Here is a 15,350-nt window from a genome sequence, read left to right as displayed (position 1 = left end):
CTTACTCTAAATTCTCTATGCTTCTACAGTTCGTTTGATAATTCWCCAATTGTGTTATCAATGACCTCTAAAGCTGCGGTAAGCTTCTAACGCTGCATCTTTAACAGTTGTATTCACTAGAGGAAATGTAGTCAGAATATAAGTAAATTCTTCTTCAGTTAAGTCATAAAGGTGGGCTATCATTCCGTCAAGTTCTGCGCGTAAATTCGCGCGTTCTGTTTCATTAGTAACACCTTGTTGGTAAGAAACTAGACCAACTTCTTGAGCGAGTTCGTCAAATTTTGGTGTCGTGCAGATAAGTTTGGCAGCGCGTTGTACAATGTCGTTGAAGTAGCGATCGTCTTTTGTTAAACGTGGGACGGGTAGCTGGTAGACATAAAAGAAATTGACATTGGCGGTTACTCTTAAGCGCAACAAATAATCTAAAGTAAAGCTATTCCAGACWCCACACAGATAAAGCATCGTATTCGCAGGTATTAAGAGATTATCTTGATTATCAAATACATGAATGGATTGAAAGTTTTCTGCGTGAAAATTTGGGGGTATAATCGTTGCAATCATAGTTCTGATATCTGTATTTCTAGCAATTTTTCGACATCCCAGACGATAGTACTGATAATCTAATTTTCTACCTATATCCTTCTGTCTACCCAATACAGATGCTCTTGCCTCCTTTTCAATCACCCAGTATCTAGGTGTTTCAAGTTGATGTTCAAACTGATGAATCATCTTTCCTTCATAAAGTGGCATCATTCCTATTTTAAATTTTTTATAAAATAGATGACTATCATTAGTCATGTGAAACTCACTCTGTAGGCTGATATTCCAATATTCATTTAGCTTTTCACCTAAAAGTGGAAACTTAGATACTTTTTCTGCTATTAACAAATCATACTTATTTGTAAATTCAACTATTCCCAAACTTTCTGGTGAAAGTTGACGTATCATATCTATGCTAATTTGCAAACTTTCTTTACTAGGAAACCTTTGAAGTTCCTGCACATTTAGACGCATAAAAGCAGATGGAAATTCTCTTGTTGAACTACCTTTTGCAAAAGTAAGAACAACAAACTTAAAACGGCTATCAACCTCTTCAAAAATTGTTTTGCGGTTTTCAAAACAGAAAAGTCCAGTAACTTTAGTTTGATTAAACAACATCTCTCGTAGTTGCTTAGTTCCCAAGTCTGTGTATATTCCGCTAGGAATTACAATTCCGCATTCACCGCCTGAACGCAGAAGATTAAAACATTGTTCTGTAAACAACTTATAAAGATTAATATCCGTACCTGCTTTCTTACCATTCACAATAGAAATCTGATTTTTATACTGTTCAGATGAACGATAATAAGCGCTGACATAAGGATATTGACTTTGATACTCTAACCAAGCACCAGCAATTATAGAATTTTGTAATAGTTTATTCTGCTCTTTTTCAAAAGCCTTGATATCCATCTTGTTCTTCGTTACCAGTTCATTATGCTGTGAGAAGAACTCTTTAGCTTGTGGCTTAAATATTTTCCACGGGGGATTAGTAATAATTGCATCAAAACCACCGCGTTCTAAAACCTTATCAAAATGATAACCCCAGTGAAACGGCTTCAAGGCTGCAATATCATTAACCTTTAACACGCGTTTTTTAGATTTACCAGTTAACTGAACTTCCTCATATTTAATACCCAAACGCGTGCTAAACTCATCCAGCAACAAAAGATTTAACTTATCTTGTGATTTTCTGTTAAGTTCCTCAATGTGAGTTCGTAACATCTGCAACCGAGATTTTTGACAACTTCCCTGGACTTCGCCAGTAAATTTTTCCTCACCAGGAATAAAAGCGTGTTTTTTATAAAGTTCAACAGACTTATTCTTTTCTGCCAAAATTTTCTTGTAATTATCTGCGGCTAGTGACTGAAGTAAATTTCCTTGTAGTGAATTTCCCACTGCATCAAACGCTGTTTCATCTACCCGAATCAATCCAATTAGCGAATTCCCCGCCATAATATTAAAATCAATATTAGGCAATGGTTCTAACTCTTTAACATCATGAACCGAAGAAACTAACGCTAAGAAAAGACGCAATTTAGCAATTTCGGTTGCTTCCTCCATGATGTCTACACCATAAAGGTTGTCTGTAACAATACGCTTTTTGATAAAATAAGGTAGTGATGGATGGGACTTTTCTATATCTTCAAGCTTCTTTTTCAAAGCCCCATCATCCATCAATTTAATTGTGCCAATCACCGCACTGTAAACTTGAATTAGCGTCTTCAGCGCCGCCACAAGAAAATAAACAAACATTAAGCGATTGAGAATTACCGAAGTGTACCAACGTCTATCTGTTTCATTATCAATTCCTTTAACAAACTGCAAAAACTTTTTGTGCTGCTCTTGAAATTCCTTGTAAAATTTCTTTGTTACTGGCTCAACATCGAAACCGCGTTGTAATTTATAAGCAATTTCTATAACAGTTGGTTCACGATGTTCTAATTCAGTAATATCAATAACTAAAGAACCAAGCTTACTTAAAAATAAGTCTCCTGGTTGACCCTTCACATATAAATGGTCGCGAACGTAACTTTTACTTCCTTCTCTCTTTACCCAATACCAAAGACTACGTGTGCGTGCTTTATCAATAAAAATTAGTAAATTTTCGGCTATCAGTTCAGTAATTTCTTTGTGAATAGCAACTCGAATCTTAGCTTCTGGAATTTTTCCATCTGCTGCGGTGATTTCAAAAATTGCGACCCCTGAAAGTTCAGCAATACTCTTATATTGATATGTTTTGTTCTCAATCTTTAAGGTAACAGCTTTTTGCCTTGAAGGTTGAGACCAACCTAATTCTTCTATAAATAAATCGCTGAATTGAAAGTTATCAAGTAAATTGCGTGTTCGTTTAAAATTAAGTGACATAATTTATCATGCTTGAATAATAAAAAAAGCATGGTAAATTTGCCACTCAGACTATAAATCTGTGGTTTAATAAATTAAGTTCACGCTGGCTAAATTCAAAAAATACTCTTGATTAGAGTTAAATTTTTAACCATGCTTTTTAAACTTTATAATTCCTTATTCTCACTGACGCTTGAGGAATTCCACTTCATTTATCAAAGTAAGATTTTTCATATTAAGTATATTTGCTGATTACTTTATCAAAATAGCTAATTAGCTTATCAAAATGCCTAATTGCTTTCACAAAATACTTAAATGCTTTCATAAAATGGCGTTTGACTTACTCAAAATGCCATTTGACTTACTCATTTTAGTGTTTTCCGCAAGTAAAATTAGCTTTTACTTTCTCAAACCCCAGTTTGCTTTCTCATTTTGGTGTTTTCCGCAAGTAAAACTAGCTATTACTTTCTCAAACCCCAGTTTACTTTCTCATTTTAGTGTTTTCCGCAAGCGAAACTAGCTTTTACTTTCTCAAACCCCAGTTTGCTTTCTGATTTTGGTGTAATATGACTTAAAATAAAGTAGTTCTTACTGGCAAAAAGAGAGTTATAGCCTAGTTAATTTTTATGCAGATAGTTTGGTTTGATTACGCCGACTTACTTATCTCAACTCTTAACCACCCAAATATATCTGCTGGCGTAATTTGCCAATCTGCTAATATATTAAGAACAGGTAATTTAGGGATTTCCACAGAATAAATTATCCCTCTTGTGGGGTGAGCATCTTGCCCGCCCTGAATATAGGACGGGTGAGGACACCCATCCCACAAGAAAATTTAGGATATTTTTTTATTTGTCAGTCCCTTATCATTGCCAAAGAAAGATTAGATGATAATGCAACCATAATAATTACTCTTGAAATAATCCCAAAGAACAAACAATCAAAGGTTCTCTTTTTTCTAATTCTTCCGTTACAATACACAACCGATCATCCATTCTTAACGCCACCACTAATTCAGCTAGCTGTTGATTATTAATCCCGCTTCTCAGTTGGCGATTAAGACTATCAATAGCTGATTGTCGCAGAGGATAACGATAAATTTCATCAATTGCTTTCAAAAGTTCTTCGCTCACAAATAACGTTCCCTTCATTTCTTGAATATAACTTTTAAGTCGTTCATAGGTGCGAAATCTTGCTCCTGATGGTCGCCCTAATTGACCTCCGGCATTTTTTTCCTCTTCAGCAATCAATTGTGCGCCCTTTTTCACTAACTCGTGATGTTGTTCGTCTCTAGGTATTGCAGGGGTAGATTCTTCACAAGCAGCGAACCGAAGAATTGCTAATTGTGATTGAGTAACACTGTTTCCATTACGGTCAACATAAATTAAAGAATCGTTTCCTTCAGTGGTTTTCATATAAAGCAGTACTCCTTCAGGTTGTACAGGTTGAGGAGTATGGGCGCGGGTAGAGTAAATTACATTTTGCATTTCTTCAATGGTCTTTTTTAAGCCAGGATTTTCATCAGTAGCTTTTTTCCAAATTTGAAATGCTTCGGAAGTCAAGTCAACTTCCGTATCTTCTTCGCCGTCTAAAATTCCTGATTTTTCATTGTACAAGTCGAGAATTACCCGTGTATCGTCGTCTTCAAAAAAAGCTTCATCAGTTCCCACAACTTCAGCATTTTCTTGTAGTCGTTTGCGGAGTCGTCCCCGCAAATTAATAATGCGTTCTACTCCCTCAACTGGTAAAAAAGAATAACAGAGAATTGTGTCAGCATTTTGTCCAATGCGGTCTACCCGACCTGCACGTTGAATTAAGCGAATAATCGCCCAAGGTAAATCCCAATTGACAATAATCGCACAGTCTTGGAGATTATGACCTTCACTTAAAACATCGGTAGCAATGAGAATCCGCAACTCATTTGATGATGAAATGCTTTCTCTTTTTTTATTACTCACAGGACTAAATCTGCCTGTGATTATTGTAGGGTCTTTAGACTGACCAGTTACCCCTGCCAGATTAGTAATTTGATTTGATTGCAAATTATCAACAAGGTAACGAACTGTATCTGCAAATTGTGTGAAAATTAGTACTTTCTCTTGAGGATGAATTTTTGTGAGTAGTTCAATTAAAACAGCAAACTTCTCATCTTTTTGGGCATTCCACTCGCCACATTGTTCCAGCAAATTCATTAGTGCTTTAGCATCCTCTAACAAATCTCGTTTCAGTTTTTTAATATCAAAAAGTGTAGAGCGCAACCATTTAAATCGTTTTTGATATCGGGTTATATATTCTTGATAAATTGACTCAGCCCTTTGACGAAAGATTTTTTCTATTTTTGATACTTTCTCTTCTTTGTCAGAAAAATTAATTACTTCTTCCCCGCTTTCCACTTGCAGTGAAAAAGTGGAATCATCTTCTTCTGTTTCTGGATCGAACAAAGCCGCTGTCACGGAATCTGCATCTTCATCATTATTATTTGTATTTAATAACTCTGCGTCTTGAGTACCAATAGGAATATCAAGCCCCTGTTCTAAAGCATATAAATAAATGAAATTTCGGAGAATGTGGCGTTCAATTGATTGAATAAAAGCAATTCCACTACTTTCTAAGCGTTTAAATAAATTAGTACGAGAAAATCCCATTAACCTCCTACCTCCACGAAACAAGCTATTAATCAAGCGTTGTTCGCTGTCTGTAGGAGGTTGTTTTTGTTTACTGATAACGTAATTTCCAAGCCCATAACGTGGCAAATTCAATTGATTAATTACTTCTACTACCGACTCAGAGTAAAGACGAGAATAAAAATTAGTATTAGAACCTTCGAGAGTAAACTTGAGAGTACGAGGGATGCGGTGTGGAAAATAAGAATGTCTCCCATCAGAAAATTCTAAATATTTACGCCCTGTTTCGTCTGTGTAGGCATAATTATCTTTGATAAACGATCGCGTTCGCCGCACCATGTAACGTTTCATTAATTCTCGCCAGTCATCAGGGTGTTCGCTTTTCTCAAAAGCAGCTAAAGAACGCACAGGACATTGATGTTTTCTAATAAACTCTAGTTCTCCTACAGAACTACCACCAAGTTGATTGATTAAAGCTTCTGGTCTTAACCCTAAATCTTGGTCTTCTGGTACAAATAAACGCAATTGTGCCGAAAGGTCAAGATAAGTTTTATTGTAAGGAGTAGCAGATAATAAGATACATTTACTTTCGTTAGCAGTAATATATTCTATAATTGTTCGATAACGTTTACCTTCGCGGTTACGTAAATTGTGGCTTTCATCAATCAGCACAACTCGGTAACGGCGGAGTTTTGGTAATTTATTTTGTACTTGACTAATTGGCATAACTTCGGCAAGTAGCCGATAATTATTTACATACTCTTGCCACATTAATACTAAGTTTTTTGGGCAAATAATCAGTGTTTCTAAAAAACAATCTTCTTGTAATATCTTGGCAAGGGCAGTTCCAACTAAAGTTTTGCCCAAACCAACTACATCCCCCACTAACACACCACCACGTTGAGTTACATGACGTGCTGCTAACTGCACAGCCGCTTTTTGGAAATCAAACAAATTATTAAATTCGCGGGGGATGCGAAATTCAGAAATTCCCGCGATCGCTTCATGAGATAAGTGATAAGCTATCTTTAAATAAATGTGGTAAGGTGGGGTTAATTCTACCCTCGCCCAACTGCGATCGATAATTTCTGCCAGTTCTTGGGAAATATCTACACAACCGTAATCTAGCCAGCGATCGCTAAACCATTTTTGCAGCTTATTGCAAGCATCACAATCTAAAACATCAACATTCAATTCCCCTTGTTTCGCTAATCCTGGAAGAGTCAAATTACTACTACCTAAAAATCCCACTATTGGAGTATTTGGATCGTGACGATGCACAAGATATAACTTGGCATGGAGGGGATGGCGTAAAAACAATTTAATAATAAGTTTCTGAGTTTTTAGCTGATGACTTAACTGCCGCAAGCCTGCTTCATCTTGATTAGTCGGCGCACCAATGACTAACTGCTGGCGAAATTCAAATGCTATGCGTTTTTTCAAGCGTACAATCGCACTATTATCAATCCGCCCATCAGCACTACCAAGGGTAAATGCCGCATGAACTTCATCACTCGGCAAACTTTGCATCCCAATCAGCAAACGACAACAAGCCTTTTCACCACCAACATAATGTTCAATCAAATCATCAATTCTTCGCCAACCCCTGAGGTTAAAGTAGCCAACACAAAAATCTGCCCGATAAGAAACTTTGAGAGTTTCTCGCAAAATCGGTAGTAGTTGCAAATCTATATTGTCAAAGATACGAGGCATTACTCAAAACTCTTAAAAATAGAGCATTTATAAAGATTTCGTACCTATGTTATACGGCTAAAAAATTTTTCTAGCTAGATAAGCGATGCTTAGCAACTCAGATATACAGCAGTTTGGCAATTAAATCTGATAAGACGCCGTCAAAGCTACCGCCAAAGCATCCGCAGCATCATCCGGCTTGGGAATCTCATCTAAATCCAACTCCCGCGCTACCGCTTCTTGCACCTCAGACTTATCGGCATTGCCATATCCTGTTAAAGCTTGTTTAATTTGAGCAGGAGTAAATTCTACATAAGGAAGCCGACGTTGCCCCAATACTAACATGACTACGCCCCGGGCCTGTGCAACCAGGATAGTACTTGACATACGATAGAAGAATAGTTTCTCGATCGCCACTAAATCTGGTTGAAACTCCTCCATCACGGTGTGTAAATCATCAAATAAGATGGATAAGCGTTGTCCCATTTCTACATCTGCTGAGGTTTTTATGACCCCAAAATCCAGCATATTTACTGTAGTTTGTGGCATTTTGTGAGGAATTTGTGTGCAAGTAATTGCCCCAAATCCTAAAATTGCCAGTCCTGGATCTAATCCTAAAATTCGTTTTTCCATTAAATTCACTCTTACCAAGCCAAGATATTGTTTAACTGGGAATACTGGCAATCTTGACGACTTGCTTTTAGTCTACTGAAATTAAAAAATATAATAGTTTCACTTGTGGTATTTGAAGCCAACTGGTGTAGATTTTCTGTTAATTATTAGTTTGTAGCACTGCTGTGAATCAGGTATGTCAATTGGTTTTCTCAGACAAGCCCTCAACGCCCTGCGAAAGCAGTCGCCTTCTCGTACTTCCTATCGGGTTAACCAGTGGTTTAAATGGTTATCCCCTGGACTATCGATTAAACGTTGGTTTTTAATCAGTATTGGAGGTGGACTGCTAGCAATTTTGGGGTTAGCGATTTGGATTAAGCTGACCCCAATTTTTTGGATGTTCGAGTTGGTTAGGGGTTTTTTGGGAGTAATCACCGATATCTTACCCAACTATATCAGCGGCCCTTTGGTGCTGCTTGGCGGCTTTTTGTTGCTGCTTTGGGGACAAACTCGCACTGTCGGCTCAATTACTAAGGTACTAAGAGCAGAAGGCGGAGAGGAACTCATTGATGTTTTGCTGGCGCATCGTCGATTGTACCGAGGGCCAAAAATAGTAGTAATTGGTGGTGGTACGGGTCTTTCTACGTTGTTGAGGGGATTAAAAACTTACAGCGCTAATATTACTGCCATCGTCACTGTAGCTGATGATGGTGGATCTTCTGGGCGATTGCGCCAAGAATTTGGTGTGCTACCACCAGGAGATATTCGCAATTGTTTAGCAGCCCTAGCAGATGAAGAAAAGTTATTAACAGAATTATTTCAATATCGCTTTCGTGCGGGAGATGGGTTGACGGGTCATAGTTTTGGCAATTTGTTTTTAACAGCGATGAGTGATATTACTGGAGATTTGGAACGCGCAGTTGCGGCCAGTTCCAAAGTCCTAGCTGTGCGGGGACAAGTACTACCAGCAACTCTGAGTGATGTTCGCCTTTGGGCAGAATTAGCCGATGGCCGCCGCATTGAAGGAGAGTCTAATATTCCCAAAGCTGGGGGACAAATTGTCAAAATTGGCTGTATTCCAGCTAATCCCCCAGCTATACCAGCAGTTATTAAGGCACTTAAAGAAGCAGATTACATTATTATTGGCCCAGGTAGCCTTTATACTAGCCTGATTCCCAATTTATTAGTACCAGAAATTGCCGATGCGATCGCCAAAGCAGATGTTCCCCGTATCTATATCTGCAATATAATGACTCAACCAGGCGAAACTGAAGGATATACTGTTGCCAACCACATCCAAGCAATTGATGCTGCTTGTGGAGATAGACGACTATTTGATGCTGTCCTAGTGCAGAAAAAATCCCCCTCCGAGCAATCACTCATCCGCTATGCCCAACAAAATTCCCATCCCGTTTTCCTTGATAGAGAAGCCGTAATTCAGTTGGGACGGCGAATTGTTCCTGCTAATGTTTTATATGAAGATGAAACCGGCATTATCCGTCATAATCCGCAGAAATTAGCGCGAGTGTTAGTGCGCTGGTACGGTAGAGCTAATCATGGAAGATAGTCAAGTCACTTGTGAATAACCAATGTCCCATGACCAATTATGAAAATTTTTCTTCCAGATACAGAGGCTACGCTAAGTCTAGGTATTAGTCTTGGTGAATCGCTAAACCCTGGCAGTGTAATTTTATTAGAAGGTGATTTAGGAGCTGGCAAAACTACCCTAGTTCAAGGTATTGGCAAGGGTTTGGAAATTACCGAACCGATTGTCAGTCCTACTTTCACCTTGATTAATGAGTACACCGAAGGACGCTTCCCCCTTTACCACTTAGATTTATATCGCCTAGAACCGCAAGAAGTTCCAAGCCTGAATTTAGAAAGTTACTGGGAAGGTGTTGAGGTTACACCAGGAATTGTGGCCATTGAATGGGCAGAACGAATGCCCTACAAGCCAGATAGCTATCTGAGCATAAGTTTGACACATGGACACCAAGGCGACCGCCAAGCCGAAATCATCCCATTCAATTGGGCAATTGACAAAATTATTCCTGCCATCTACAGCAGAATCCATAGAGAAATTTGAGCGTCCAAAGCAGGTGATCAAAACTTTTCTCTAGGACATTATGCAAATAAAGAGTCAGAATTCAGAATTCAGTATGAATAGGAGTTCTACACTCATCCTATCTACCGCTACCACGCTCACCACTGTAAATCATTAACATTGTTATCTCAACCAAAAATAAACAAGAGAATTGTTCAAAAGCAGATATACAGTTCAGTTAAGGTTAAATTGCAATACGCTTTGGTTAACTTTTTTAATCCGAATAGTATTGAACCTACAGTGATTTTTACCTGAACTGTATAAATGAATTCAGAATTAATATTTACTAGCTTTATTCCTAGAAAATCAGTTAAAAACCTAATTGTCACGGGTTATGACTCAAGCAAATGGAAACTGTTGTTGGGTTAAATGCGAGGTTTTACAGAACTTAGTCAGCTTGGTTTACCCGAAAGTTCTCTACTGTCATTTTGAGAACTTATCTAAATTATTTAGTAGCTAAAGCTAGTACAGAAAAGTTAAACAACAATCAAGTTTTGTGTAAGTTGTTTAACTTGTTCTGATACTTATTATTCCCAAGTTCAGTTCACAATCTATACATAAACTTAAACTAGTTTAGATTTTTTTAATTATTTTTAATTAACAATCAGTTCTAATATTTACATCTGTAAATAACGCTATGTTCAAAAATAAATAAGTAAGAGTAATCGTATTTTTACGCTATTTTGTGTATAAATACGATAAGTTTGAAAATAATTTACTTGACATTAACATGCTTACGTGGATGCACTAGTACAGCGGAGTGGAAATAAACCAACCATTTTAAATGTCTGAAACCCTTGCCAACAGCTAATTACAAATTACGTTAGCGAAGCGTTAGCGAGGAACGAGCGTCGGAACGAGCGTCATTACGAATTACGAATTACGGTACTAGTTATCTCTAATGAAAGAAGCGATCACCTTTTTCACTTGCGGTCCATTTCCATCTCTCGTATAGTAACTACAACCTTGCTCGATGAAAGCAGAGGTAGTATCTATTAACTGCTCAATAATTTCTTTACGAGCATTATCTATTTCTTCATTGATATTTTCATGGGTAAACTGATTTTTTCGTTCCTCTCGTCGTAATAAAATCCGACTATCTTTATAAGTCTCATTTGGCTTAGCTTGAAATCTCTCATTTAAATCAAATTGAAGACGCAAGTAACGTTTAGAATTATATCCACCCATAATTTGACGGCAAATTGTACTACCAATCTCAGATGTAGGCTCCATAAAAATATCAGTCAGATGTTCTGCCCAATCTAACCCTCTCCATTTTTTTACTTGTTCATATTGATATGGTTCACCAGTTTGACCTGTACCAATAGAAAGCATGGAGATATCTTCTAGCCGCAAATTATCAAGTTTATATTGTTGCTTAATTGTTTGAGAAACTGAATCAGATTGACTTACTCTCAAAACTAGACTCAGTGCTGCTAGAGATGGATTATTGGCACCAACTCCCCCATCAATATGTGGAAATACCCAATCTCCAAATTTCTCTTTATCAAAAGATTCTAATTTATAGGGTGGAAAGAAAGTAGGAGCCGAGGCAGAAGCGGTGCATATCTCCCATAAATAACAGTCATCATACCATCTATCTCCCAGGTCGGGATGACAATTTGTAAAAAAGGTTGTATTGCGATAAAGTGTATCGTAAGCAAGAATCAAAATAATCGGGTTTTGAATATCTTTAATTTTTTTACTTTTATATACATTTTGGAGGACATTGATTATGCCATCATGAGAATATTTAGATGAAGAAAATACATCAAAAATAGGTTTGATAATTGATGGCAAGTTTTTATAACGGTCTTTTCTATTCTGGGGGAATATATCTTTACCTCTCTCTCGATAAAGTTTAATTAATTCATAACTATCTTTGCCCACAGCAATACCTGCCGTTAATATTGAACCAGTAGAAGTGCCTGCAATCATATCAAAGTATTCGTGTAAAAACTCTGCTTTACCTTGAGTTCTAATTTCTTGTTCCACTTGTTGAAGTATCCGTGCTGCAATAACTCCACGAATCCCACCACCATCTAAACTGAGAATTTTGAAGGACATAGCTAATAATTCTCCTTGATTTTCTAGTTCTTAATTCGTAATTAAACCAGTTTGAGAACTCAGAATTAGTCAAAGCCAAAAGAGTAAAGCAACAGATATTTACCCTTAGCCGCTTCAGTTTATCTGGTGTTACGACTTTACTTTTTCTGACTGCTCTAACCAGTCAACCGAGCAAACAAGGTCTAGTTGTATACCAAGGGGTGAATAGACAAACCATTCAAAATTGAAAAAGCTTACTTAATAAACTTTTTTAATTTTGAATTATGTACAGGAGTACTAACCTTGGTTCCGGTAAATAAAAATCCTGCCGATCAAAGTATGACTTTGATGTATAATTAGTTATGTATTACGTAAGCTTAAATAAATATTTGCTACAAAAAAGTTAAAGCTTGACCCCGCACTTGGGTATTTACCTGCCCTTTGTCATAAACAATCTCACCACCGACAATAGTGGTTACAGCCCAGCCAGTAAGGTTCCAGCCTTCAAAAGGACTCCAACGGCACTTAGTTAACAGTTCCTCGCGCCGGACTGGACGGTATGTGTTTAAGTCTACAAGTACTAAATCAGCATCGTAACCAGGAGCGATCGCTCCCTTATTAGGAATACCATAAGCCACAGCTACAGCTTTGGACATCCAATTCACAACTTGGGCAATAGTACATTTTCCCTGCATGGCCGCAGTTAACATCAAAGCTAGGGAAGTTTCTACCCCAGGCATTCCTGATGGAGTATTGGGATATTCTTGTGCTTTTTCCTCTAAGGTGTGCGGCGCATGGTCTGTGGCAATAAAATCAATTACACCATCGCGCAAAGCTTGCCAGAGGACTTCGTTATCGTGGGGCGATCGCAAAGGCGGATTCATCTGTGCTAAAGTGCCAATCTGTTCGTAAGCGCTAGCGTTCAATAACAAATGCTGTGGCGTTACCTCTGCCGTTACCCAACTCGGTTTATCCTGACGCAGCAACTCTGCTTCTTCAGCTGTTGACAGATGCAAAATATGTAGACGACGTTGATATTTTTGAGAAAGTTTTAATGCTAGTTGAGTTGCCAACAAAGCTGCTTGATTATCTTGAATTTGGGAATGAATGGCTACATCGTGAATATTGGCAAACTCTTGGCGTCGTTGGTTGATTCTAGCTTGGTCTTCAGCATGAACAGCAATCAAGCGGGAGCCTTTAGCAAATATACTCTCCAGTGCTGTTTCCCCGTCAACCAGCAATTGACCATGCATCGACCCCATAAAAATTTTAATGCCTGGTGTTGGCTCAGCTAGAAGTAAATCTGGTAGATTATCTGCTGTTGCCCCAATAAAAAAGCCATAATTAACCAAGCACTTGTTGGAGGCACGTTCTAATTTGTCGTCTAAAGGTTGCTGTGTTGTTGTTAGGGGGCGGGTATTAGGCATTTCCAAAAAAGAAGTGACTCCTCCTTTGGCACAGGCACAACTGGCAGTAAACAAATCTTCTTTGTGTTCTAGTCCAGGTTCGCGGAAATGCACCTGCGGATCGATAACTCCTGGCAACAAAGTTAACCCTTGTGCGTCAATTTGTCTGGCTACTACCGTTTGGGAGATTTCTGGCGCAACTTCGACTATTTGGCGATCGCGCGTTAATACATCCCCAATCATCAGTTCACCATTGGGTAGGATAATACGAGCTTGGCGAATCAGTAAAATTTGTGGAGATGACATGGGGCTTAGCAATTCCAATTTACAATTTAAAGTCAGCAAATGTAATCTTGGCAAGGATTATGGCTACTTGGGGAATGTTTTTTTCACTAAGAGCAGTTTATATATTACAGACAACTATGCTTTTAGGTTAAACTTAGTCGCGTTCTGAGTGAGGAATTTTTGCGGAGCCTTAAAAAAAAGTTTATTTTTAATTTATGAAGAACCTTGTGAAAATCCCAATGTAACTAAGAAATTAAAATAAGTTTTCCGTTAAGATTAACAGGTAAAATCTCCCTAGTCTAGTTAGTTACCTACCTCTCTCTTATTTAAGTAATTTCATGCATAATCAAGTGTCTGATAATAACTCTAGTCAACAACCCGATAATTCCTGGATCGCAGAGCTAGKTAGAACAATTGTTTTGAGCATTGTTTTAGCTCTGGGAATTCGTACCTTTGTTGCTGAAGCACGCTGGATTCCTTCTGGATCGATGGAACCAACTCTGCATGGTACACCAAATCAGTGGGAGGCAGACAAAATCATCGTCGATAAGTTGAAGTATAAATTTTCAAATCCCCAGCGGGGAGATATTGTAGTATTTTCACCTACTCAAGAGCTACAAAAAGAACAATATCAGGATGCTTTCATTAAACGTGTAATCGGCTTACCTGGAGAAAAAGTACAACTCAAGGATGGCAAGGTCTATATCAATAACAAACCCCTGCCAGAACAAAATTATCTTAGCTCAGGGCAAACTACAGTTATTGATGTTTGTAAAGATGCTCCGCAACCGCGCTTTTTGGCAAAACCTCAAACTATACCAGCGGACTCATATTTAGTATTAGGTGATAATCGTAACAGTAGCTACGATAGCCGCTGTTGGGGTGTCGTCCCCCGCCAAAATATTATTGGTCGTGCTGTATTTCGCTTCTGGCCTCTCAATCACATCGGAGGAATTGATAAAACACCACTTTATACACAAACTCCCTAAACACGTCATTGGTCATTGCTCGTTGGTCATTAGTGATCGATCTAAATAAATGATAAAGGACAACTGACAAACAAAAACAGAAAGTGGTATGCCCAGTATCAAGCGTAAGATGATTGTAGAGGGTAGTGTAATACTAGTCTTGCTGACGTTTGCTGTGTATATCCTGATTTTTACTGAAAGACGCTGGATTCCTTCTGGTGCTATGGAACCGACTCTGCATGGTACGCCAAACCAGTGGGAGGCAGATAAAATTATTATTGATAAGTTGAAGTATAAATTTTCTCAACCACAACGGGGAGATATTGTGGTTTTTTCGCCTACAGAAGAGTTGCAAAAAGAACAATACCAGGATGCTTTTATTAAACGTGTAATCGGCTTACCTGGAGAAAAAGTACAACTCAAAGATGGCAAAGTTTATATCGACAACAAACCTCTCTCGGAAGAAAATTACCTTAGCTTTCCCCAGAGTACATTGATTGATGTTTGCTTATCAGGGTCGCAACCACCTTTTTTGGTAAAACCTCAAACTGTACCAGCAGACTCATATTTGGTACTAGGTGATAATCGTAACAATAGCTACGATAGTCGCTGTTGGGGTGTTGTCCCTCGCCAGAATATTAGCGGTTGTGCTGTATTTCGCTTCTGGCCTCTTAACCACATCGGGGGAATTGATAAATCACCACTCTATCCATAAAAAATCAAAAAA

9 protein-coding genes are annotated in these 15,350 nt (G+C 38.1%); 4 read left to right on the top strand and 5 right to left on the bottom strand.

Annotated features, from left to right (window positions below; translation table 11 throughout):
* Nucleotides 1-57: 57 nt before the first annotated feature.
* From FCR06_RS20230 to ruvC, 3 genes are all read right to left on the bottom strand, one after another.
* Complete coding sequence (locus FCR06_RS20230; RefSeq protein ID WP_138502887.1) at nt 58-2,907, bottom strand: Eco57I restriction-modification methylase domain-containing protein; 2,850 nt, start codon at nt 2,905-2,907, stop codon at nt 58-60.
* 887 nt (nt 2,908-3,794) lie between these two features.
* Nucleotides 3,795-7,223 carry a helicase-related protein gene (locus FCR06_RS20225; protein ID WP_138502885.1) on the bottom strand — a complete coding sequence of 1,143 codons (3,429 nt, stop codon included), beginning with the start codon at nt 7,221-7,223 and terminating at the stop codon, nt 3,795-3,797.
* A gap of 120 nt (nt 7,224-7,343) precedes the next feature.
* A complete protein-coding gene (gene ruvC / locus FCR06_RS20220; protein ID WP_138502884.1) occupies nt 7,344-7,835 on the bottom strand; it encodes a crossover junction endodeoxyribonuclease RuvC in 492 nt (163 codons plus the stop codon).
* A 175-nt stretch (nt 7,836-8,010) separates the two neighbouring features.
* Here ruvC and FCR06_RS20215 point away from each other — a divergent pair, with 175 nt between their 5' ends.
* Both FCR06_RS20215 and tsaE read left to right on the top strand, forming a co-directional pair.
* Nucleotides 8,011-9,381 carry a uridine diphosphate-N-acetylglucosamine-binding protein YvcK gene (locus tag FCR06_RS20215; protein WP_138502882.1) on the top strand — a complete coding sequence of 457 codons (1,371 nt, stop codon included), beginning with the start codon at nt 8,011-8,013 and terminating at the stop codon, nt 9,379-9,381.
* A 39-nt stretch (nt 9,382-9,420) separates the two neighbouring features.
* Nucleotides 9,421-9,900 carry a tRNA (adenosine(37)-N6)-threonylcarbamoyltransferase complex ATPase subunit type 1 TsaE gene (gene tsaE, locus FCR06_RS20210; RefSeq protein WP_138502880.1) on the top strand — a complete coding sequence of 160 codons (480 nt, stop codon included), beginning with the start codon at nt 9,421-9,423 and terminating at the stop codon, nt 9,898-9,900.
* A gap of 906 nt (nt 9,901-10,806) precedes the next feature.
* Here tsaE and FCR06_RS20205 read toward each other — a convergent pair.
* Together FCR06_RS20205 and FCR06_RS20200 are read right to left on the bottom strand one after the other, a co-directional pair.
* Nucleotides 10,807-11,985, bottom strand: a complete 1,179-nt coding sequence (locus FCR06_RS20205; protein WP_138502878.1) for a patatin-like phospholipase family protein — start codon at nt 11,983-11,985, stop codon at nt 10,807-10,809.
* Nucleotides 11,986-12,356: 371 nt separating this feature from the next.
* Nucleotides 12,357-13,676 carry a dihydroorotase gene (locus FCR06_RS20200; protein WP_138502876.1) on the bottom strand — a complete coding sequence of 440 codons (1,320 nt, stop codon included), beginning with the start codon at nt 13,674-13,676 and terminating at the stop codon, nt 12,357-12,359.
* A 317-nt stretch (nt 13,677-13,993) separates the two neighbouring features.
* Between FCR06_RS20200 and lepB (FCR06_RS20195) the strand changes: the two genes are divergently transcribed.
* On the top strand, nt 13,994-14,644 hold the full coding sequence (gene lepB, locus FCR06_RS20195; protein ID WP_138502874.1) for a signal peptidase I: 651 nt from the start codon (nt 13,994-13,996) through the stop codon (nt 14,642-14,644).
* A gap of 88 nt (nt 14,645-14,732) precedes the next feature.
* Nucleotides 14,733-15,338 (top strand): signal peptidase I, encoded by a 606-nt coding sequence (lepB, locus tag FCR06_RS20190; RefSeq protein WP_138502872.1) that lies wholly within the window; start codon nt 14,733-14,735, stop codon nt 15,336-15,338.
* Nucleotides 15,339-15,350: the final 12 nt, after the last annotated feature.

This window comes from Nostoc sp. PA-18-2419 (genome assembly GCF_005869855.1).
GTDB lineage: Bacteria > Cyanobacteriota > Cyanobacteriia > Cyanobacteriales > Nostocaceae > Nostoc.
The sequence above is the reverse complement of the archived record's forward strand: the minus strand, read 5'-3'. Positions and strand labels throughout refer to the sequence as shown.